General features: G+C 44.5%; 22 protein-coding genes. 6 read left to right on the forward strand and 16 right to left on the reverse strand.

The window, feature by feature from the left end:
- Nucleotides 1-37: 37 nt before the first annotated feature.
- Together NRE15_RS06700 and NRE15_RS06705 are read left to right on the forward strand one after the other, a co-directional pair.
- The gene (locus NRE15_RS06700) at nucleotides 38-301 is read left to right on the forward strand and encodes a hypothetical protein (protein WP_313794820.1); all 264 of its coding nucleotides are present in this window, start codon (nucleotides 38-40) and stop codon (nucleotides 299-301) included.
- Nucleotides 298-936: a hypothetical protein gene (locus NRE15_RS06705; protein ID WP_313794821.1), complete on the forward strand. Its 639-nt coding sequence runs from the start codon at nucleotides 298-300 to the stop codon at nucleotides 934-936. The genes NRE15_RS06700 and NRE15_RS06705 overlap by 4 nt, the downstream gene beginning before the upstream one ends.
- Before the next feature lies 1 nt (nucleotide 937).
- On the opposite strand, the gene NRE15_RS06710 is transcribed toward NRE15_RS06705, so the two are convergent.
- Nucleotides 938-2722 (reverse strand): serine hydrolase, encoded by a 1785-nt coding sequence (locus NRE15_RS06710; protein ID WP_313794822.1) that lies wholly within the window; start codon nucleotides 2720-2722, stop codon nucleotides 938-940.
- 86 nt (nucleotides 2723-2808) lie between these two features.
- Nucleotides 2809-3534, reverse strand: a complete 726-nt coding sequence (locus tag NRE15_RS06715) for a hypothetical protein (RefSeq protein ID WP_313794823.1) — start codon at nucleotides 3532-3534, stop codon at nucleotides 2809-2811.
- Between the two features lie 265 nt (nucleotides 3535-3799).
- Between NRE15_RS06715 and NRE15_RS06720 the strand changes: the two genes are divergently transcribed.
- The 3 genes from NRE15_RS06720 (at nucleotide 3800) to NRE15_RS06730 (ending at nucleotide 5005) form a co-directional block, all read left to right on the forward strand.
- The gene (locus NRE15_RS06720; RefSeq protein WP_313794824.1) at nucleotides 3800-3988 is read left to right on the forward strand and encodes a hypothetical protein; all 189 of its coding nucleotides are present in this window, start codon (nucleotides 3800-3802) and stop codon (nucleotides 3986-3988) included.
- Between the two features lie 136 nt (nucleotides 3989-4124).
- Nucleotides 4125-4556: a hypothetical protein gene (locus NRE15_RS06725; RefSeq protein WP_313794825.1), complete on the forward strand. Its 432-nt coding sequence runs from the start codon at nucleotides 4125-4127 to the stop codon at nucleotides 4554-4556.
- Nucleotides 4557-4756: 200 nt separating this feature from the next.
- Nucleotides 4757-5005, forward strand: a complete 249-nt coding sequence (locus NRE15_RS06730; protein ID WP_313794826.1) for a hypothetical protein — start codon at nucleotides 4757-4759, stop codon at nucleotides 5003-5005.
- Nucleotides 5006-5063: 58 nt separating this feature from the next.
- On the opposite strand, the gene tnpC is transcribed toward NRE15_RS06730, so the two are convergent.
- From tnpC to NRE15_RS06745, 3 genes are all read right to left on the reverse strand, one after another.
- Nucleotides 5064-6755 carry an IS66 family transposase gene (gene tnpC / locus NRE15_RS06735; protein ID WP_313794781.1) on the reverse strand — a complete coding sequence of 564 codons (1692 nt, stop codon included), beginning with the start codon at nucleotides 6753-6755 and terminating at the stop codon, nucleotides 5064-5066.
- 104 nt (nucleotides 6756-6859) lie between these two features.
- Nucleotides 6860-7204, reverse strand: coding sequence for an IS66 family insertion sequence element accessory protein TnpB (tnpB, locus tag NRE15_RS06740; RefSeq protein ID WP_313794782.1), 345 nt, complete (start codon nucleotides 7202-7204; stop codon nucleotides 6860-6862).
- A 79-nt stretch (nucleotides 7205-7283) separates the two neighbouring features.
- Entirely contained in the window at nucleotides 7284-7427 is a 144-nt protein-coding gene (locus NRE15_RS06745) for a hypothetical protein (RefSeq protein WP_313794827.1), read from the reverse strand.
- 208 nt (nucleotides 7428-7635) lie between these two features.
- Between NRE15_RS06745 and NRE15_RS06750 the strand changes: the two genes are divergently transcribed.
- Nucleotides 7636-8526, forward strand: a complete 891-nt coding sequence (locus NRE15_RS06750) for an SDR family oxidoreductase (protein ID WP_313794828.1) — start codon at nucleotides 7636-7638, stop codon at nucleotides 8524-8526.
- A gap of 71 nt (nucleotides 8527-8597) precedes the next feature.
- Here NRE15_RS06750 and NRE15_RS06755 read toward each other — a convergent pair whose 3' ends face one another.
- The 11 genes from NRE15_RS06755 to NRE15_RS06805 form a co-directional block, all read right to left on the reverse strand.
- A complete protein-coding gene (locus NRE15_RS06755) occupies nucleotides 8598-9365 on the reverse strand; it encodes a M15 family metallopeptidase (RefSeq protein ID WP_313794829.1) in 768 nt (255 codons plus the stop codon).
- A gap of 21 nt (nucleotides 9366-9386) precedes the next feature.
- On the reverse strand, nucleotides 9387-9950 hold the full coding sequence (locus NRE15_RS06760) for a GNAT family N-acetyltransferase (protein WP_313794830.1): 564 nt from the start codon (nucleotides 9948-9950) through the stop codon (nucleotides 9387-9389).
- A gap of 1114 nt (nucleotides 9951-11064) precedes the next feature.
- Nucleotides 11065-12861, reverse strand: a complete 1797-nt coding sequence (locus NRE15_RS06765; RefSeq protein WP_390887196.1) for an ABC transporter ATP-binding protein — start codon at nucleotides 12859-12861, stop codon at nucleotides 11065-11067.
- Nucleotides 12862-12917: 56 nt separating this feature from the next.
- Nucleotides 12918-14675 (reverse strand): ABC transporter ATP-binding protein, encoded by a 1758-nt coding sequence (locus tag NRE15_RS06770; protein ID WP_313794832.1) that lies wholly within the window; start codon nucleotides 14673-14675, stop codon nucleotides 12918-12920.
- 189 nt (nucleotides 14676-14864) lie between these two features.
- Entirely contained in the window at nucleotides 14865-16046 is a 1182-nt protein-coding gene (locus NRE15_RS06775; protein ID WP_313794833.1) for a sensor histidine kinase, read from the reverse strand.
- Entirely contained in the window at nucleotides 16043-16717 is a 675-nt protein-coding gene (locus NRE15_RS06780) for a response regulator transcription factor (RefSeq protein WP_313794834.1), read from the reverse strand. Before NRE15_RS06780 ends, NRE15_RS06775 begins: the two co-directional genes overlap by 4 nt.
- Nucleotides 16718-17915: 1198 nt before the next feature.
- Complete coding sequence (locus NRE15_RS06785) at nucleotides 17916-18473, reverse strand: chromate transporter (protein WP_313794835.1); 558 nt, start codon at nucleotides 18471-18473, stop codon at nucleotides 17916-17918.
- Nucleotides 18470-19075, reverse strand: coding sequence for a chromate transporter (locus tag NRE15_RS06790; RefSeq protein ID WP_313794836.1), 606 nt, complete (start codon nucleotides 19073-19075; stop codon nucleotides 18470-18472). Before NRE15_RS06790 ends, NRE15_RS06785 begins: the two co-directional genes overlap by 4 nt.
- 111 nt (nucleotides 19076-19186) lie before the next feature.
- Nucleotides 19187-19924 carry an oxidoreductase gene (locus tag NRE15_RS06795; RefSeq protein WP_313794837.1) on the reverse strand — a complete coding sequence of 246 codons (738 nt, stop codon included), beginning with the start codon at nucleotides 19922-19924 and terminating at the stop codon, nucleotides 19187-19189.
- A complete protein-coding gene (locus NRE15_RS06800; RefSeq protein WP_313794838.1) occupies nucleotides 19878-20228 on the reverse strand; it encodes an oxidoreductase in 351 nt (116 codons plus the stop codon). The genes NRE15_RS06795 and NRE15_RS06800 overlap by 47 nt, the downstream gene beginning before the upstream one ends.
- Nucleotides 20229-20243: 15 nt before the next feature.
- Nucleotides 20244-21248, reverse strand: coding sequence for an MsnO8 family LLM class oxidoreductase (locus NRE15_RS06805; RefSeq protein WP_313794839.1), 1005 nt, complete (start codon nucleotides 21246-21248; stop codon nucleotides 20244-20246).
- Nucleotides 21249-21378 lie beyond the last annotated feature (130 nt).

The following is a 21378-nucleotide window of genomic DNA, read 5'->3' on the forward strand; positions in this document are numbered from 1 at the left end:
GGGGGGATTGAGGGGATGACGGGGTGACGGGGATGAATTGAAAGAGAAGGAAAGCCGAAAGGAGCGATTGCCTGTTAAAATTTATGTTAGCCCGCCAAATGAACTGCCATTTGGCGGGGGATTCGGAGAATTGGGGGCTCGTCATTTCAATATTCCTACTTCTCCACCCATTTGCCGGACTTCTTTTCCCATCGACGTCCGCCAAACTAACTTGCCGGACTTCCCGCCAAATGAAGCGCCATTTGGCGGGGGGTTCGGGAGTGACCGCCAAATGAGGCGTCGTTTGGCGGTCAGTTTGTGAGTGAACGCCAAATGAGTCGCCGTTTGGCGGGAGGTTCACGGGCGAACGCCAAATGGGCTGACGTTTGGCGGGGGATTCGGAGAATTGGGGGCTCGTCATTTCAATATTCCTACTTCTCCACCCATTTGCCGGACTTCTTTTCCCATCGACGTCCGCCAAACCTACTTGCCGGACTTCCCGACAAAATGACGTCCGCCATTTCAGCCAATTTCCACTGCTCAACCAACTTGCCGGACTTCTTTTCCCATCGACATCCGCCAAACCTACTTGCCGGACTTCCCGCTAAAATGACGTCCGCCATTTCAATCAGATGCCCCTTTCCCACACAATTGCCGGACTTCTTTTCCCATCGACATCCGCCAAACTTACTTGCCGGACTTCCCGACAAAACGACGTCCGCCATTTCAGCCAATTTCCACTGCTCAACCAACTTGCCGGACTTCTTTTCCCATCGACGTCCGCCAAACCTACTTGCCGGACTTCCCGCCAAAACGACGTCCGCCATTTCAGCCAATTTCCACTTATCCACCCACTTCCCCACCCAGCACAAACTAACAAACCAACAAACCAACAAACAATGCAACCCCCGGCTTTTTTCAGAAAGCCGGGGGTTGCATTGTCGCAGTGATATTTAGTTTAGTAGGAATTTTCTTCGAAGGTTTCGGTGTCTTCGACGGTGACCCAGAGCTGGCTGCGAATTTCGTTGTAGACGTCGTGGACGCGCAGCGACAGCATGCCGAGTTGCTCGCCGATGATGTCGTAATTGTAGGGGTCCGCGGTGTAAACGGCTAAGGTGTAGCTGCCGTAGTCGGTGACAAAGCTGGCGACGTCGTTTTGCTCGGTGCCACCCAGACCGGATTTGTTCCAATAAACCGTGCTGTAGGGAATGTAATTGGTCAGGAAATTGTGGGTGTTGTAGCCAAATTTCTCAATCAACAGTTCATCCCAAGGCTCGCCGTTGACTTGGTTGTTGTACAACAAGGCGAAGAAACGGGCGGCGTCACTGGGTGTGGTGACAAAACCACTGCTGTCCTGATAATATTTTCCATCGACATAAGTGTTATACAGACCTAAAGCATGAATGTTGGGGTTAATGGCTGGACCGCCTCCAACCGTATCGATTAACAAGTTAGCCGCCGTGTTGTCACTATAAACAACAATCAGATTGACCAACTCATCAATGGTAAAGACACTGCCGTCAGGATAACCTTGGATAATCCCGGCGCCGGGAACTTTATCATAGTCATATAAAACCACGGTATCGTAAGGATCTAAAATTCCTTCCGAGTATTGACGATAGAGCTCGCCGAGCACATAGATTTTTTGCGTGCTGGCTGGGAAAAAAGGTTGGTCATAAGCACTGACTTGACTCATGGTTTCGGTATTTACAAAGGAAGCCCCGGCGCGCGCACCGATTTGATCCAATTCCTCAATCAACACCGCTTCAATCGTGTCAATTAATTCGCGTTCACTGTAATAGGTGTAGACATAATCCGTGAACGTCTCGTCCTTTTGAATCCAACCGACTTCATCGTAACCAATCGCAACCAACAGCCAATCGCCATTAAACGTTTTCACTTCTTCCAGAACTTCCATCGGCATGTCGACAAAATTTTCCGTGGTGGTCAATAAAGCCGAATCAATCGCTCCAGGCGGATTGGTTAAAACCATGCTATCAGGATTTTTAAACAAAATACTATAATTGGTTGGCGTCCGCTCCATCAAACCACTATACTTCATCGTATCCTCGACAAAGAAAAATTCTTTCCGCACAGCAGGGACTAAGAAATTTAACAAATCTCGTTCCGCCAACAATTCCCCCACATCCGTGCTCGATAAACGCACATTCGCTTGCATACGCCCATCACTATAATAGTACCAACCGTCAAACGGCGTGTTGTACCAACCCGTGTAAGGTAACTCATTTTGGAAAAGCAATTCCTCCCCTTGATAGATCACGCGCTTAAAGCCATTGAGGCTCTCATCTTCAACCAAACGATACTGTTGCGCCGTCGAATAAGGCGACGTCACTTCCACATAGGGGCTAAAATAAAACCATGGCAGGTTACCAATAATATCCGGCTCGACATACGTTTGTGTTTCCGTCGCCACTTCTTCCATTAAGCCGGTTTCTTCATCATATTGTTCCACAGCGATATTTATTCCGGTGGTTTTAAGGTCCTCAATCAAAATACTGTGCTCACTTTTCAAATTAAGGCGAGGCGGATCACGATGAACGATCGCTTCCTCAACAACTTTGGCGTCCTCCGAAGCGAAAAGGGACCGAAAACTATTGGATGATAAATTTGAAATCGATTGATTTAGTTGCGGTTGCAACAGACTTCCAACGATGAAATAAAAAATAATTCCGATAACAATGCCGATTCCAACAATCATCGCAACTTTTTTGCTATTTTTCAATCGCACCTCTCCTTTAATAAATATCTCTGCTTTTATTCTAGCAATGTGCTTCTAATGATTCAAGCGCTAATTCGATGGGTTCAGCTTTATGCCTCACCTTGTTTAACAAAACGGATTTTTTCAGTGAAAAAATCATACAAGTTTTGCGTAAATAACATTTCAGGCATCATTTGTTTAAATTTCACATAAGGTAAGCGGTCACGAATTTCGATTTCATCGGCATGTTGGTGCAACACATTTTGATGAATAAAGTTTTCATAAGCTTCCTCATCCAGTTTAAGACCTTGTTCATCATAACGTTTACGGGCAATCAAATGAAAAATAAAATCCTCTTCAGCTCGCTCTTCAATGCCTTGCATCACCGGCTCTGCCAAATTTAAAATTTGTGCCCCATAGGTTTCTAAATCCATTTCCTCTTCTTCAGCAAATTGATTCAGTTGGTCATAATATTGATCAAAGTAAGCTTCTTTTTCTTCACTATTAATAACCACTTCCGCAGCTTCAGCATAATAAGCCATTAAAAACGGCAATATTTCATTATAAAATTTTCTTTGGCGACTATTTTTTTGAAAATAGTCAATCGCATATTGGGTAAGCTGGCTAACACTGTTAATATTAGGAATTTCGAGGGCTGCCACCATATCATCGGTTAAGACATCGGTATTAACATGGGCAATTGATTTGTACTGTTCAAGGACCGTCTCTAAAGTGGGCTGGGCGACCGCATCCCACGAAGGAATTTCAATGGTGAGGTATTGGTCGGGCAATGCGATGGTTTCATAATCGGGATAGTATTCAACAGAACTCTTCATATATAAAATGTCTCCTTATATTAGCTTTTCTTGGTAGATATCCTATCTATCATAACATAAATAACTCAAATACAAATAAGATTATGTTAAAGAAAGGCTAAAATTTTAACATTGGTGGCGAGCGAGAAAGCCGCTGGTTTTGCTGGTGGCGAAGTATCAATTGGGTGATTTGCCGGACGTCGTGGTGAAAGGAAAGCCGGCAAATGGTTGGGATAGGGGTGGATGCTTCACTTGCCGGACGTCGTGGTGAAAGGAAAGCCGGCAAATGGTTGGGATAGGGGTGGATGATTCAGTTGACGGACGTCGTTTTTACGGGACGTCCGCCAAGCGGATTTCCCGGACGTCGTTGCGAAAAGAAAGCCGGCAAATGGTTGGAATAGGGGTGGATGCTTCACTTGCCGGACGTCGTTTTTACGGGACGTCCGCCAAGTGGATTTGCCGGACGTCGTGGTGAAAGGAAAGCCGGCAAGTGGATGGGATAGGGGCTGATGCTTCACTTGCCGGACGTCGTTTTTACGGGACGTCCGCCAAGTGGATTTGCCGGACGTCGTGGTGAAAGGAAAGCCGGCAAACGGATGGGATAGGGGCTGATGCTTCAGTTGCCGGACGTCGTTTTTGCGGGACGTCCACCAAGTGGATTTGCCGGACGTCGTTTTTACAGGAAGTCCGCCAAGTGGATTTGCCGGACGTCATTACGAAAGGAAAGCCGGCAAACGGATGGGATAGGGGCTGATGCTTCAGTTGCCGGACGTCGTTTTTGCGGGACGTCCACCAAGTGGATTTGCCGGACGTCGTTGCGAAAGGAAAGCCGGCAAGTTATTGGGGTAAGGGCTGATGCTTCAGTTGCCGGACGTCGTTTTTGCAGGAAGTCCGCCAAGTGGATTTGCCGGACGTCGTTACGAAAGGAAAGCCGGCAAATGGTTGGGATAAGGGCTGATGCTTCTTTTGCCGGATGTCGTTTTTGCTGGACGTCCGCCAAGTGGATAGCCGGACGTCGTTGCGAAAATAAAGCCGGCAAATAGTTGGGATAAGGGCTGATGCTTCTTTTGCCGAACGTCGTTTTTACAGGACGTCCGCCAAGTGGATTTGCCGGACGTCATTACGAAAGGAAAGCCGGCAAATGGTTGGGATAGGGGTGGATGATTCAGTTGCCGGACGTCGTTTTTGCAGGAAGTCCGCCAAGTGGATTTGCCGGACGTCGTGGTGAAAGGAAAGCCGGCAAATGGTTGGGATAGGGGTGGATGATTCACTTGCCGGACGTCGTTTTTGCAGGAAGTCCGCCAAGTGGATTTGCCGGACGTCGTTACGAAAGGAAAGCCGGCAAACGGATGGGATAGGGGCTGATGCTTCAGTTGCCGGACGTCGTTTTTGCGGGACGTCCGCCAAGCGGATTTCCCGGACGTCGTTGCGAAAAGAAAGCCGGCAAATGGTTGGAATAGGGGTGGATGCTTCTTTTGCCGGACGTCGGTAAGTGGGAAGTGACGGACCGGCTAATAAAAATAGTGAGGAAGTAGTATACTCATACATATCTACTTTCTCACTATTAATTTTGGACAATTTTGTTGGGTTCTATCTGACCAAGGTAAATATTCATCTATCGTTTGAGTATCTACTGTCTCTAAATCCATTTGTGATAATCCTTCAAAGAGATAGGTTAGGTAACCCTCTGGATCTAGACCGTTTAACTTAGCCGTTTGAATAATCGTCATACTGACTGCTAAAGATTTAGCTCCATCTTCACTGACTGAAAAATTCGCATTATTCTTGATTAATTTGACAGGTCGCACTAACCGTTCAGCCCGATTATTCGTAATCTCTAATGAACCATCACTAATATAACTTACTAGCGTTTCCCGTCGAGTTAAAGTATAGTTAATCGCTTTTGTTGTAGCTTTTGAGTGAAAAGGTAAGGTTTCTAACCAACTGAAAAATTCTCGAACAACTTTACTGCTTTGTTTTTTTCGTCGTTTTTGACGTTCTTCAGGTAATAGTTTTTCCTCAGAATAGGTTGACTCATAAGAAAATATCTTTCCAATATATTTCATGGCTTTTGATTTGATTGGAACGTCATCAGGAAGATTATAAAAATACCGACGTACATGCGACCAACAATGTTGAAGTGTAATGGATGGATTAAGTCCTTCATAACCACCAAAACCATCGCATGTCAAAGAACCCTGATAATCTTCTAAAAATTTTTCAGGGTGACTATAACTCCGGGTTAAGGTGGATTGATACAACGTAATCAGATAATCGTCTAAATAACCTGTGGCGTATATCCAAATCCAACTATCTGATCGAGCGGATCGCCCATCACTTCTGCGGAGAATTTGATAAGGGGTCTCATCGGCATGGATGTGCGGTGAGTCGAGAAGATGGCTAACCAATCTCTCGTAAACGACATTGAGATATTTCTCGCATGCCAAAATAGGCCAATTCGCTAACGTTCGGCGTGAGAAATTAGCCCCAAGTTTTTCCCATTCTTTTTCTTGTCGTGCATAGGGTAAATGTAGGCCGTATTTTTGATAAATAACGGCAGCTAGTAGGCTGGCACTTACTAAACTTTTTTCGATAATCGGTTTTGGTGCTTTAGCTTGAACAATTGTTGTGACATCGTGTTTGTCACACTCATGACATTTATATGACCAGCGATAATGTTGTTCTTTAATTATTTTTGCAGGCACATAAATAAGCGTCTCAAACGCTAATTTTTTCCCGAATTTTTGGAGTCCCCCCTCACAAATAGGGCAGGTGGCATTATTACAATCAAGGGTATGTTCATGCACTTCAATGGGTACATTAGTGACTGCTCGCTCTTTAAACCCCCTTGTTTTTTTACCTCGAGGGGATGTTGAAGAAGCTTTGGATTTTTTCTTAAGGACAACCTTAATAGGCTCCATATCAAACAAATCATCTTGATCTAGAGGAAGTTTTTCACTGGAAGTTCCATAGAGAGTCCGATTGGCTTGACTCAGTTGACGAAGAATCTCCTGGTGAGCGGCATCAAGGGTGTTAAAATCTTTTTGTAGTTGTGTATTTTGATCGATGAGGGCTTGATTGGCTGCCTCTTGTTCTTTAGTGACTTCTAAAAGATTTTCATAATTTTCTTTAAGGATGTCATATTCATTTTCTAAAACAGTATACTTATTTTCAATATTTTGACATTTTTCTAAAAGTTCAGAATAAGTTAATTCCCTTGATATATCAGTATATCCGCTCATGTGCTCACCTCTATTCGTATGCGTTTATTGATGTCAATATTATACCATTAAAACCTTAAAAAAACAAGCTTTTTTCCTTGATTTAAAAAGGAAAAAAGCTTGTTTTATGCCTTTCTTGGGGAAGGTTTTACTTTTGGTTCAATCGGATACCCAGACAATAAAAGATCTAATTGTTGTTCGGTAATTTTGATAATTCCTTGCGATGAACGCGGCCAGAATAATGAACCCTGGTCAAACCTTTTAACAATAGATACGATACCTTCTCCATCAAAATAGAAAGCACAAAATTCAGAATTATCTGACCCACAAACTAAAAAGACAGAATCTTCATCCAGTTTCATTTTATACTCATATTCAACCATCGCAACAAGTGAATCAAAATGACGTTTAAAATGGTGTGTTCCCTGAATGAGGTAAATATTTGAAGCTCGTTTGAAGTCAACTATCATCCAATTCCTCCCTATGTTTTATTTAAACACAGTATACCTAAATATCTTTGCTTAATAAAGACGGTGCTTCACTTCCCGCTTACGACGTCGTTTTTACGGGACGTCCACCAAGTGGATTTGCCGGACGTCGTTGTGAAAGGAAAGCCGGCAAGTTATAGTTAAGCAGTAGAAAAATAATGAAATGGCGTGTACCTCCCAACTTCACCGCCAAACCACGACCCATTTGGCGCGCACTCCCAAACTCACCGCCAAACCACGACCCATTTGGCGCGCACCTTAGCACCACCATCCCCTTAACACTAACACGCCCCCGCACCACAAACCCTTCACACCCACCATCATAATAATATAACAAAATTAAGTCAATATATTTTTACTCCAACCCTAAAATATGCTATACTCTACCCATCAAATTGTGGAGGTTATTTATTATGTCAAATGAACATTTAGTGGATCCGAGAACCATGTACTACACAGGGAAATTTCCAAAACAAGAGGAAACAAGTCCGCAAATCGAACAAATAATGAACCCGAAACCGGATTGTGGCGAAACATCTTACACTGGCCATAACCGCCTCGAGGGGCGCAACGCCTTTATTACAGGTGGCGATTCAGGCATCGGCCGGGCGGTTGCCATTGCATTTGCCCGCGAAGGCGCCAATGTCGCCATTCAATATCTTCCAGGTGAGGAAGTCGACGCGGAAGACGTCAGACAACTTATCGAAGCCGAAGGACGTCAAGCCCTCATCATTTCGGCTGATTTTCGCCAAGAAGGAGCTGCGACGAAAGCCTTTGAACAAGTCCTTGAAAGCTTTGGATCCGTTGATGCCCTTGTCCTAAACGCAGCCCAACAATTTGCCCGTGACAGCATGCAAGAATTGACCTTGCAACAAGTCAAGGACACCTTTGATGTCAAAGTTTTCAGCATGTTCGAAATTGTCAAAGCCGCTGAAAACCATCTCGAGCCAGGCAGCACGATTGTAACCACCACCTCAACCCAAGCCTTTGAACCTGGCCCGCAGTTAATGGATTACGCCGCCGCCAACAGTGCAGTTTCTAACTTGACGGTCAACTTGGCCCGTTACTTCGCCGACAAAGGCGTCCGCGTGAATGCTGTGGCACCTGGCCCGATTTGGACCGCCCTCCAACTCGACGACGGCCAAGCCGATTCCTACGCCACTTTCGGCCAAGACACCCTCATCGGTCGCGCCGGCCAACCCGCCGAACTCGCCCCCCTTTACGTCTTCCTGACATCGACGGACTCCAGCTACATCACCGCCGAAATCATTGCTATTACCGGAGGAAAATCTTTAACCCTCTAATAAAAATAAATACCGCTGCCCTCCTAAAAAAGCCAAGTCGCAAGACTTGGCTTTTAGCAGTGATATTTATTTTAAAGGTTGTCCCTAAGATTTATCAAGGTCAAATACTCTTCCAAGGTCAGCCCGTGTTCATACATAAAAGTGGCATTATCAACGCCCACATAGCGCACGTGCCACGGTTCGTACTCATAACCGGTTATCGGCGTTTTGCCATACAAATAGCGAATCACAAAACCATAGTTGTGGCCATTTTCCGCCAACCAAATGGCCGAAGGATAATATTGATAGTCTTGATGCAAGTCACGGCCATACTCATTCCAGTCGTAACCCAACAAATCGAAGGCCAAACCGGTGGAATGCTCAGTCGCATCAGGCGGCGCAATGAACATATCCGTCATGTAGAAGGCGTCGTCTTCGCTGTAACCCGCATTAATATAAGAATAATAGCGCGCATCAAAATTGTTGGCTTGATAGGCCATGGTGCGATAAGCCGAAATGGTTTGATAATAATGGCCTTCGGCTTCCGCTGCTGTAATCAAGTTATTAAAGGCATCACGAATCCGCGCATCATAATAATGCCCCGACCCCGTTTGCGCAAATTCCATCTGCACATCGTACTCAATACGATTATCACGATTGATTAACATCAAAAAAGGATCTTCCAAGTCAGCCGTTTCCGGTAAAGCTGCCACCAATTCTTCCGTCGTCAAATCCGAATAGAGCGGTTCAATCAATGTTGGATCAAGTAATTCATAAGCACCCACCGTTGGCACAAAAATGCCTAATGTAAAAAAGAGGATGAAAAATCTTAAAATTTGTTTCAAAATATCTAATAACATAATGAACTCCTTATGGGATATTTATTCGGATCGTTCTAAATCCGCTTTTATTATAGCATAGGTTGCCTGGTCGACAATCCCACGATTATTGAATCCGCCTTGCCGGCTGATGCCCTCGAATCGCAGCCCGACCTTTTGCATCACCCTGCCTGACGCCCCGTTCGCCACATCATGCAAAGCCTCCACCCGATTAAACCCTACCACTTCAAATAAATATCGCAGCACCTCTTCGAAGGCTTCCGTTATGTAACCTTGGTTCCACAGTTGGCGACTCAAGACATAACCAATTTCTGCTTCTTGCTTGAGCTCGTCTTGGTTGACGACCCCGATGGAGCCAAAAACCTCGGCCGGGTTATGGATAAGCGTGATGGCCCACTGATAGGTATCAGGAAAGTCATAGTTTGCCATCCAATCCGTCACTATATGTTGTGTGACCTCAAGATTGGCATGCGGTGGCCAGGTCAAAAATTGCGTCACAATCGGGTCGCTGGCCCAATTATTAAACATCGATGCTGCGTCCGCGTAGGCGAATGGCCGTAAAATCAGTCGTTGCGTTTGCAGTGTTTGTGTCCCTTTATGATTCATATGAAGTGGCCTCCTTTGCAAGTAAAACTATAGCACAAAATTGTGACAAAGTACTAGTCAACCTAGCCCTAAAATGAAAATTATTTCGCCGCTCTAGTTTCTTCGCTCTGAGGGGTTTATCCCCGCTCAGTTTTGTTACGTGGACCGCTAGCGCGGGCGTTTGGAAATTTGCGAAGGCACGCGGGTAGCTAACGCGGGCCATCGAAAGGTTACGTAGGCACGCGGATTTATTTTATCAAAAATGACAGATTGACATTTCAATCATTTAGTAAGTTTTAAGTCTTTGATCGTCATTTTAGAAAGTTTTTATTATTAGGTTGACTTTGCTTAGGGTTGTAATCCAGTTTCTTACAAGCAACAGTGACTTTATTACCATGAGAGATTCTCGCTGCTAACTTCAATTTTAGTTGACAGTCATTTCGAACGCTATTTTGTAGTTCGTCTGGTTAACGAACTACATTTTTATAGTTCGTCGAGTGAACGAACTACATTTTTACAGTTCGTTGAGTCAACGAACTACATTTTTATAGTTCGTTGGTAAAACGAACTACATTTTTATAGTTCGTCGGTAAAACGAACTACATTTTTATAGTTCGTTGGTAAAACGAACTACATTTTTATAGTTCGTCGAGTCAACGAACTACATTTTTATAGTTCGTTGGTAAAACGAACTACATTTTTATAGTTCGTTGAGTCAACGAACTACATTTTTATAGTTCGTCGGTAAAACGAACTACATTTTTATAGTTCGTTGGTAAAACGAACTACATTTTTATAGTTCGTCGGTAAAACGAACTACATTTTTATAGTTCGTCGATAAAACGAACTACATTTTTATAGTTCGTCGAGTCAACGAACTACATTTTTATAGTTCGTTTTCCATTTCGGAGCTAACTTTCTTACTTCGTTTCCCATCCGAAGCTAACTTTCTTACTTCGCCGTCATTTCAAACTCCACTTTCTTACTTCCTAAGTCGCTCTAACATTCTACCACACCAAAAAAATCGATTCCACAAAAAAGGGGGCTCACCCCCCACACCCCAGCACAAACAAATCTAAAAACCAAAAAACCCCAGCCAGAGCTGGGGCAGCACATAGTGTAGCAGTGATATTTATTAGGCGGCTTCTTCGGAGAATTGGCTGTTGTAGAGTTCGGCGTAGAAGCCGTCGGCAGCCAAGAGTTCGTCGTGTTTGCCACTTTCGACGATGTCGCCGTCTTTCATCACGAGAATCAAGTCGGAATTGCGAATGGTCGACAAGCGGTGGGCAATGATGAAGGAGGTGCGCCCTTTCATCAGCTCATCCATCGCGTTTTGAATATGAATTTCTGTCCGCGTATCGACAGATGAAGTCGCTTCGTCGAGAATCAGCATTGGGCGATCAGCAATCATGGCACGCGCAATGGTGATTTGTTGTTTTTGACCTTCGGACAGACTGACTTGGTCATTCAAGACGGTGTCGTAGCCCTTAGGCAAGGTTTGCACGAAGTGGTCCAAACCAACGGCGCGGCTGGCTTGACGCATGGTATCGTCACTCACGTTTTCTTCCGCATACACTAAGTTTTCGCGAATCGTGCCTTCAAAGATCCAGGTATCTTGCAAGACCATACAAAATTGGTCGTGAATATTTTCACGGGTAAAGTCCATGGTCGAGCGGTTATCAATACGAATGGCGCCGCCATCGATTTCGTGGAATCGCATCAGCAAGTTTACCATTGTGGTTTTACCTGCACCGGTTGGACCAACGATAGCTACCTTTTGACCTGACTGGGCAACCGCTGAAAAGTCCTTAATGACTGGTTCAGCGTCGGCGTCGTCACTATATGAAAAGCGCACATGGTCAAATTCAACTTTCCCTTCAATATCATCCAATTTTTCAGTTTTATGGGATTCGTCAGCCATGTCTTCTTCATTTAACATTTCAAACACACGTTCACTGGCGGCTGCGGTTGATTGCAAGGATTGCATGGCTTGGGCAATTTGGCTCAAAGGTTGGGTAAAGTAACGCACATACATAATGAAAGCCACAATCACACCAAAAGTAATCCGTCCTTCAATCGCCAAAGCAGCACCGACCACACAGACCGCTACATAGCCAAAGTTCCCAATAAATTGCATAATCGGCATCATCAAACCGGATAGACTTTGAGCTCTAAAACCACTGGTCCGCAAGCTATTATTAATCGCATCAAATTCCGCTTTGGTTGCCCGTTCATTGTTATACACTTTGACGGTCGAATGGCCCGTATAGATTTCTTCGATATGACCGTTAATCAACCCAAGGTCTTTTTGTTGCGCCTTAAAATACTTTTGCGACCGGCTCATAATTACCAACATTAAACCAAAACCTACAAAGGTCGATAACACAGCTGTTAACGTCAAAATTAAATTCGTCTTTAACATCATAAATAAAGACCCAAACAGCAAAGTCACAGATGTTACCATGGTGCTGACACTTTGGTTCATCGATTGGGCCATCGTATCCACGTCATTGGTCACCCGCGACAAAATATCCCCGGTCGACGTTTTGTCAAAATACGCAATCGGCAAGGTATTTATTTTCTCAGAAATATTTGTCCGTAATTTTTTAGAAATACCTTGCGTCACTTGCGCCATAATTAAGCCTTGCATCAAGGTCAACGCAGACGCAATCAGGTAATAGCCAACCAAAGTAAAGCCGATTTGCGCCACATGATCCATATCGATTTGACCCATAATCCCAGCGGTAATGGTATCCGTCAACTCAGACAGCTTATCCGGACCGATTAAAGTCAGAATGGTTCCGATAATGGCGCCGACTAAAGCCACCATTATAGCCAGCCAGTACTCACGAATATATTGGAGTAATTTTATCCAGCTATCTTTGAAGTTTTTAGGTTTTTCAAAGCCGCCACCTCTAGGTCCGCCCCCCATAGGGCCTCTGCCTTGTCCTTGCGGTCCACGGTTTTGATTATTTCTTGTCTCACTCATTAGGCCAACTCCTCTTCTGAAAGTTGTGAATAGGCAATTTCCCGGTAAACCTCATTGGACGCCAACAACTCCTCATGCGTCCCGTCACCGACAATCCGCCCCTGATCCATCACAATAATTTTATCCGCATCCTGAATCGTCCCAATCCGTTGCGCCACAATTAACTTCGTCGCATCCGGACAATCCTTAGCCAGCGCCTCTCTTAAAGCCCGATCCGTTTTATAGTCCAAAGCCGAAAAACTATCATCGAAAATAAATATCTCTGGTCTTCGGGCGATCGCACGTGCAATGGAAAGCCGTTGTTTTTGCCCGCCCGAAAAGTTGGTGCCTCCTTGAGCGACATGACTATCATAACCATCCGGCAGTTTTTCAACAAAATCACTTGCTTGCGCCGTATAGACCGCTTCAACTAAATCATTTTCAGAAACAGGACCACGGCCATTTTCACCATAAGCGATATTATCTTTAATCTTTCCCGAAAACAAAACCGCTTTTTGCGAAACGTAGGACATGATATTTCTAAGTCCTTCTTGGGTGTAGTCTTTAACATTCACATCGTTAACCAATACTTCCCCTTCAGTCGCTTCATATAAACGCGGCACTAGGTTCACCAGTGTACTTTTACCCGATCCTGTCGACCCAATAAATGCAACTGTTTCACCTTGATTCGCTTTAAAACTAACATCTTGAATGACATATTCCTCAGCATCGGGGTATTTAAAACTAACATGTTTAAATTCCACTTGCCCTTTTAGATCATTCGGTGCTGTCGTTAAAGTGCCGTCGATAATCGTCGGTTCTGTTTCGAGTACTTCTAAAATCCGTTCCGCCGAAACATTGGCCCGTGGCACCATAATAAAGATCATGATTAACATCATAAAGGACATCACGACTTGCATTGCATAGGAAGAAAAGACAATCATATCCGAAAACAACGTCACACGTTCCATCAAGCCCGCTTGATTAATTAAATACGCCCCAATCCAATAAATCGCTAAGGATAAGCCATTCATGGTTAGTTGGATGGTTGGGCTCAAGAGTGACATAATACGACTGGTAAATAAGTTGGTATTTGTCAGTTCCTCATTTACATTTTCAAATTTCTCTTGTTGGTAATCTTCGGCATTATAGGCACGAATAACGCGTAAACCAGTGATATTTTCACGGGTGACTGCATTCAAGCGGTCCGTTAGCTTTTGTAAAATTTTGAATTTAGGGGTTGCGAGCGCAATAGCTGTGCCAACCACCAGCATGAGGAAAATAACTGCCACAGCGGTAGCTGCCGACCATTCCCAGTTTTTACCAGCGATTTTGGTAATCGCCCAGACACCCATAATCGGTGCTTTTATCATCACTTGTAGACCCATGACAATTAACATTTGTACTTGCGTCACATCATTGGTTGTCCGTGTAATTAAACTCGAGGTAGAGAAACGTTTAATTTCTTCCAAGGAAAAGGATTGAACCTTATCATATAAGCGTTCACGTGTATTCGCACTGAAATTGGCTGAAATTTTCGCTGCAATGACAGCAATCACAACGGCCGTCAATAAACTAGCAAATGCGACGGCAATCATTGAGCCACCAGCCGCATATATATCAGACATTTGACTGCCTTCCGTTTGTACGAGCATGGTAATTTCACTCATGTAGTCCGGCAAGCGTAGGTCCAGCCAAACTTGTAGGATAATTAAGAGCAAACTGATAAATGCCAAAAAGAAATCCATTTTGGACAATTGTTTAAAAAGTTTTAACACTAAGACGCCTCCATTCATTTTAAAATAGTGCAAAAAAATAAGACCAAATAAGAGCTAACCCCTTGGTCGTTCCGTTAGCCCTTATTTAGGTAAGTGTCTTTCTATCAAGAAAGAGATGAAAAAAGTTGAGACAAATATGGTCATTAATTTATCTCTACGATTATGATAGGCTAGAAACATTAACTCAGTCTAAACCCTCGCCGAGTCGTAGGGATATTTATTTGGGGTGGGGTTTAAAGGGATTTGAACGGAAAAGATCGTGGCTTGTTCGTCGCTTGAAACGCGCACTTCACCGGCGTGAAGTGTGACGATAGATTTAACAATCGAAAGGCCGATACCGGAACCCTCTTTAGCACGCGAACTGTCGCCCTGCCAGAACTTGCCATAAATGCGCTGGAGGTCTTCAGGCGGGATGGGATCACCGTGGTTGGTAATTTGGGTCAAGGTGTGGGCGTTGTCTTGCTGAATTTTAATGTGGATGACACTGTCGGTTGGCGAAAATTTGATGGCATTGTCGATGAGGTTAATCCACACTTGCTTGAGCATTTCTTCATTAGCTAGAACCGTGATTTCTGGGAATTCCAGGTCAAACTCCAGATTTTTGCGCGTCCATTTTTCCTCGAGCAGGAGGATGGAGCTACGAATCTGTTCGGAAAGGTTGAAATAATCAATGTCTGTCAGGATTTTTTGGTTCTCGACCTTGGTTAGGTAAAGAATATTGGTGGACAGTGACGACAAGCGGTTAATCTCATCGATAATGATATCGAGGTACTCATTTTCCTTTTCTTTGGTCAAGTTGCCTTTGCGAATGAGTTTAGCAAAACCGCTGATGGACACCATGGGTGTTTTATATTCATGGGAAATATTATTCACAAAATCCGACCGCAACATCTCGGTTTGACTGAGTTCGTTAGCCAAAGCGTTAAAACTTTTGGAAACGCGTTGCCCAATTTTGGATTTGCCAAGGTCGATTTGAGTACTATAGTCGCCTTCCGCCAGCTTGTCCATGCTGCTGACCAGTTTGTTAATCGGCCGGATGGGAATGCCCGAAATCAGCGTGGCCACCAGCGTTCCCGTAATGATCGCGGCAATCCCAAACGTGAGAATCGGCACAAAAACCGATGGCCCATGCTCCGGTTGCAGCCAGCCAAAATGCAAGCCGATGGCAAGGAGCGTCATCACAATAAACACCGTGATGACCAAAATCGCGAAAACCAACAAAGTAAATATCAACGATAATAAGATTCTGGGTTTGAATAGCCAACTTTTAAACGTCTGTATTAGGCGGCGGATGACATTGGGCGGGTTTTGTTGCTGGGCTTGGTTGGGGTGTTGGGCTTGGTTGGGGCGCTGGGCTTGCGGTCGTTTCATTGTTTTTTCACCGCACGATAGCCCAACCCACGGACCGACTCAATCTCAATTTCATCCCAATCTTCAAAGCGTTTGCGCAGCCGTGCGATATGCACCGTCACCGTCTCCCAACCCGTTTCACTGTCCATCCCCCAAATTTCATCCATCAGTTGGATGCGGGTAAATATCTTGCCAGGATAGGAAAGCAGTTTGAAAAGTAGCTGAAATTCTTTTTGGGGTAACACTTGGACTTCGTCACCTTTAGTCACCGATAAGGTATCCAAATCTAACACAACATTCCCAATCGTCAGTTGGCGGTCGGACGCAATTTTTGCCCGTCTTAATAAAGCTCTGATGCGCAGAATCATTTCCTCATCATTGACTGGCTTGGTCATGTAGTCATCGATACCAACTAAAAATCCTTGTTTTTTATCAGCTGGCAATTGTTTGGCCGAAATCATCAAAATGGGTAAGGTATTTTGTGCTTCACGTAAGGTTTGCGTCAACTCATAGCCATCCATATTTGGCATCATAATATCAATAATGGCTAAATCAATATGTTGCGTCTCAAGGATATCGAGTGCTTCTTGGCCGTCGTTAGCAATTACTACATTAAATTGCTCCGCTTCTAAGATAGCTGTCATTAACTGTTGTGTGTGTTTGTTATCATCTACTACTAAGATATCATTCATCTAATCACCTCTTTATGACATATTATAAACCAAAAAGATAAACTGAAGGTAAAGGAAAGCAAGCGTTGGGGTGAAAATTTAGGAAACTTGATGAGAGAGGAGGAGGAAGTGCTAAAAATGGGGGTGGTGGGTTAGAGATAACTTCGTATGAGAGTTGGTATGAAGGTATTAGGTGGGATTTCTCAGATATAACTTCGTATGAGTCGTGGTATGAAGTTAGAAAGTGAGATAACTCAGCTATAACTTCGTATGAGAGGTGGTATGAAGTTAGAAAGTGAGATTTCTCAGCTATAACATCGTATGAGAGGTGGTATGAAGTTATAAGGTGGGATAACCTAGCTATAACTTCATATGAGTCGTGGTATGAAGGTATATGGTGAGATTTCTCAGATATAACTTTATACGAGAGGTGGTATGAAGGTATAAAGTGAGATTTCTCAGATATAACTTCGTATGAGAGGTGGTATGAAGTTATAAGGTGGGATAACCTAGCTATAACTTCGTATGGGATTTGGTATGAAGTTATAAGGTGTGATAACCTAGCTATAACTTCATATGAGTCGTGGTATGAAGGTATAAAGTGAGATTTCCCAGCTATAACTTCGTATGAGAGATGGTATGAAGTTATAAGGTGGGATAACCTAGCTATAACTTCATATGAGTCGTGGTATGAAGGTATAAAGTGAGATTTCTCAGATATAACTTCGTATGAGAGTTGGTATGAAGGTATAAGGTGGGATTACTCAGATATAACTTCGTATAAGTCGTGGTATGAAGGTATAGGACCAGGATTTCTCAGATATAACTTCGTATGAGGGGTGGTATGAAGTTATAAAGTGGGATAACCTAGATATAACTTCATATGAGAGTTGGTATGAAGTTATAAGGTGGGATTACTCAGCTATAACTTCGTATGGGATTTGGTATGAAGTTACAATGTGAGATTTCTCAGATATAACTTCGTATGAGAGGTGGTATGAAGGTATAAGGTGGAATAACCTAGCTATAACTTCATATGAAAGTTGGTATGAAGGTATAAAGCGAGATTTCTCAGATATAACTTCGTATGAGAGGTGGTATGAAGGTATAAGGTGGGATATCCCAGCTATAACTTCGTATGAGAGTTGGTATGAAGTTATAAGCCAGGGGTAACCCAACTATAACGTATAACTTCATACGTTCGACCACCCCCGCTACACTAAACCACCAAATTCGCCACCAGATTCAACACCCCTGCTAGTGCCATCACCAAAATCGGGTTCAACTTGGTCCGCAATAACAAAAACAGACTAATGGCAAAAATCACAACCATCACCACATCCAAGGTAGCAATCCCTATCACTTGATCACCCCAAAAAGCGGTGACTAAGATACTGACACCAGCGGTGGCTATCATGGCAACAACAGCAGGACGCAAGGCATTCAGCACATATTGCAAAATCAAAATATTTTTATAACGAGTATACAAATACGCAATTAACGTCACTAAAATCGCTGAGGGCAAGACCGAACCGACCGTGGCTACCACCGCGCCCAGCACACCACCGATTTGAATCCCGACAAAGGTAGCGGAATTAATCGCAATTGGACCAGGCGTCATTTGCGAAATCGTAATCAAATCCGTAAATTCCTGCATCGTCAGCCAACCATGTAAATCCACCACTTCCTCTTGAATCAAAGGCATGGCCGCATAACCACCACCGAAACTAAAAGCCCCAATTTTCAAAAAACTAATAAATAACTGCCAATAGATCATTCAGAAAGCTCCTTTCTACGGTGTTTGTCGACAAAGAACAAGACAATGCCCAGTAAAGCAGCGACGCCGATAATAACAACGACATTTATTTCTAAGAAGTAATTGGCAAAAAACGCCAAAAACATCACCGCAATCATCAAGCGGTTTTTCGAATGAAAGACTTGCGCGCCCATATCGAAGACAACCGAGGCAATCACGGCCCCGACCCCGGCCTGCATTCCCTCCAAAATCAAGGCAATCCAGGTGTTTTGGCGGAAGGCTTCATAAAAAACAGAAATCAAGGAAATAACCACAAAAGGCGGGATTACAGTCGCCACAATTGCTACCAAAACACCTAACAAACCCGCTAATTTATAACCAATGACAATAGCGCCATTAACGGCAATCGCCCCCGGTGCCGATTGAGCAATGGCCACTAAGTCAAGCATTTCGTCATTGTCAATCCAGCCCAACTCATCCACAAACGTTTTCTTCATCAAGCTGACGATGACATAACCGCCCCCAAAAGTGAAGGCACTTAAGGTCAAAGTTGAAGTGAACAGTTTGCGTAAAATCTCAGCCCGACTTAAATCCTCTAAAGCTGTTTTATTTTCTTTATCCATGTGATAATACTCCTTACCTGCTTAAGAACTCGGTTCAAAAGAACCGATTCTAGCAACGTTATTTATTCAAAAGCTGTTGAAGGGTGGTTTCCGGCAGGGAACCGCTGCGGCTTAAAGTTCGCGCCATGCGGTAAAACTCGCGCGGCAAGGCCAGGTCAGCCACACGACCCGTGACGTCCAGCGAAATCTCTTCCGGGCGACCAAATCGACGTAATCTAAAGCCTCCAAAGCCTTGTCGGCAGAAGTCACATCGCCGGCACCTACCAGTAAAGCGCGACCAGCCAAGGCATCCCGAATCAACGGGTTAATCGCCTCCCCCGCGTAAGTCCCGCGCGTCGCCTGATTAGCAAAACCGCGCGCCCCCGACGTATGCACATAATCCAACCCCACGTCAGCCAGCGCCTCCACCAACGCTAAAGTCTCCTCCAGCTGGTAACCCACGTTCTCCCCATGAATTTCTTCCGGACTCAAACGATACCCTATAATAAATACCTCTGCGCCCATTTCCTGGGCAGCCCCTTTAACTGCCCGCAAGACCGCCAGTGGCAAAGCCATCCGCCGCTCTAAATCCCCACCCCAAGCATCCTCACGATGGTTGGAATAAGCAGAAAAGAATTGCTGCAATAAATAATGGTTGGCACCATGAATTTCCACCCCATCGAAGCCCGCTAAAATCGCCCGTCGCGTAGCGGCGGCAAAATCGGCTATCAAGTTGTCAACTTGCTCCTCAGTCATACCCGTTACCGGATAATCCAAAAAGGGAAAGTCTTGGTCACTAGGTCCATAAGCCACCCCATAATCCTTATACGTATAAGCCGCTTGGCGACCAGGATGAAAGAGCTGTATCATCGCTTTCGCCCCCCTTACTTTTCATGGCCTCCGCTAAACGCGTCAAGCCCTCAAGCTGGTCATCGCGGTAATTGCCCAAGCCATAACCAAAAGCATTACCGTATTCACTAACCGTGGTCGCCCCAGTAATCAACATAGCGGCCGTTTGGGCACGACGTTCAAAAAAGCGCAAGTCATCCGCTTGAACGTCACCCTCGTAAGACGATCCATCAATAACCATCGGCGACATCACAAACCGCGAGTCGAGCGTCACCCCATTGGGAAAGGCAGGCGCTTCAAATAAGCGGTGATATTTATTTGACATAAAAGCCCTTCTTTCTTAAATTTTACCAAACATTTTGGCTAAATGACGATAGGAATTTAGGCGAGCGTCGTGGTCGAAAATAGGGGCATACACCATCAACTCGTCGATGCCCAAAGTCGCGATTTCGTCTTCCAAAATGGCTTGGACTGGGCCCGGCGTGCCCTTAATAATAAAACGGTTATTGTAATAACCATCCAGGTAAGCTTGATCCGACGGCGAAAAAGTGAAATCTTTGACCTCTTCCGGGTCCATATTAGCAATGATTTGTCCTTTATTCAAAGCCACACGCGACAATTCCAGCGGCTTGGCGTAGTAGTCGGCTTCCTCTTGGGTGTCAGCCACGACAATCATATAACTCACGATGACCGATGGCTTGTCGAAAAAGCGGCTGGCCACAAATTGGTCACGGTAAGCTTTGAATACGGCTGGATCGGTTTTCAAGCCAAAAAACTTGGCGAAGCTGTAACCCAAGCCCATTTCGGCCGCTTTCGTGGCCGATTGACCGGATGAACCCAACATCCATGGTTGCGGCAAAGTCTGCGTTCCATAAGGAACCGCTGTGGTATTGCCGTAAAAGCTGGCTGCTTTTTCATCCTTTAAATAGTCGAGAATCACCTCAATTTTATCATACATATCCGAAAAAGAATCAGGCTTGCCTTGTGCTAACGCAATAATCTCGTGATGCCCGCTCCCCGGCGCCCGCCCCAAACCTAAGTCAATCCGTCCCGGCGCCAAAGTCGTCAACGTCTTGAAATTTTCCGCAATTTTCAAAGGCGAATAATGCATAATCATCGTCCCGCCCGTTCCCAGCCGAATCTTGTCCGTAATCGCCGCCATGTAAGCCACCATTAATTCCGGCGACGAGCTGGCGTTATCACTGGAATTGTGATGTTCTGCAAACCAGTAACGATGGTAATTCAATTGCTCAATTTCCTTGACGAAATGTTTCGTCCGCGCATACCCCTCCTCCACCGACTCCCCCTGATTCAACGTCACCAAATCATGTACCGCTAACTCCATCCAATCACTCCTCAAATTTCTTCTCCCCTCCATTTTAGCCTAGTTCAACGATTTTTCTAGTTTAATGCCCTCTAAATAAATATCACTGCTAATCCTTTTGACAAATTGCTTATCAAGGTGTATACTTGTA

The organism is Fundicoccus culcitae (genome assembly GCF_024661895.1).
Classification (GTDB): domain Bacteria; phylum Bacillota; class Bacilli; order Lactobacillales; family Aerococcaceae; genus Fundicoccus_A; species Fundicoccus_A culcitae.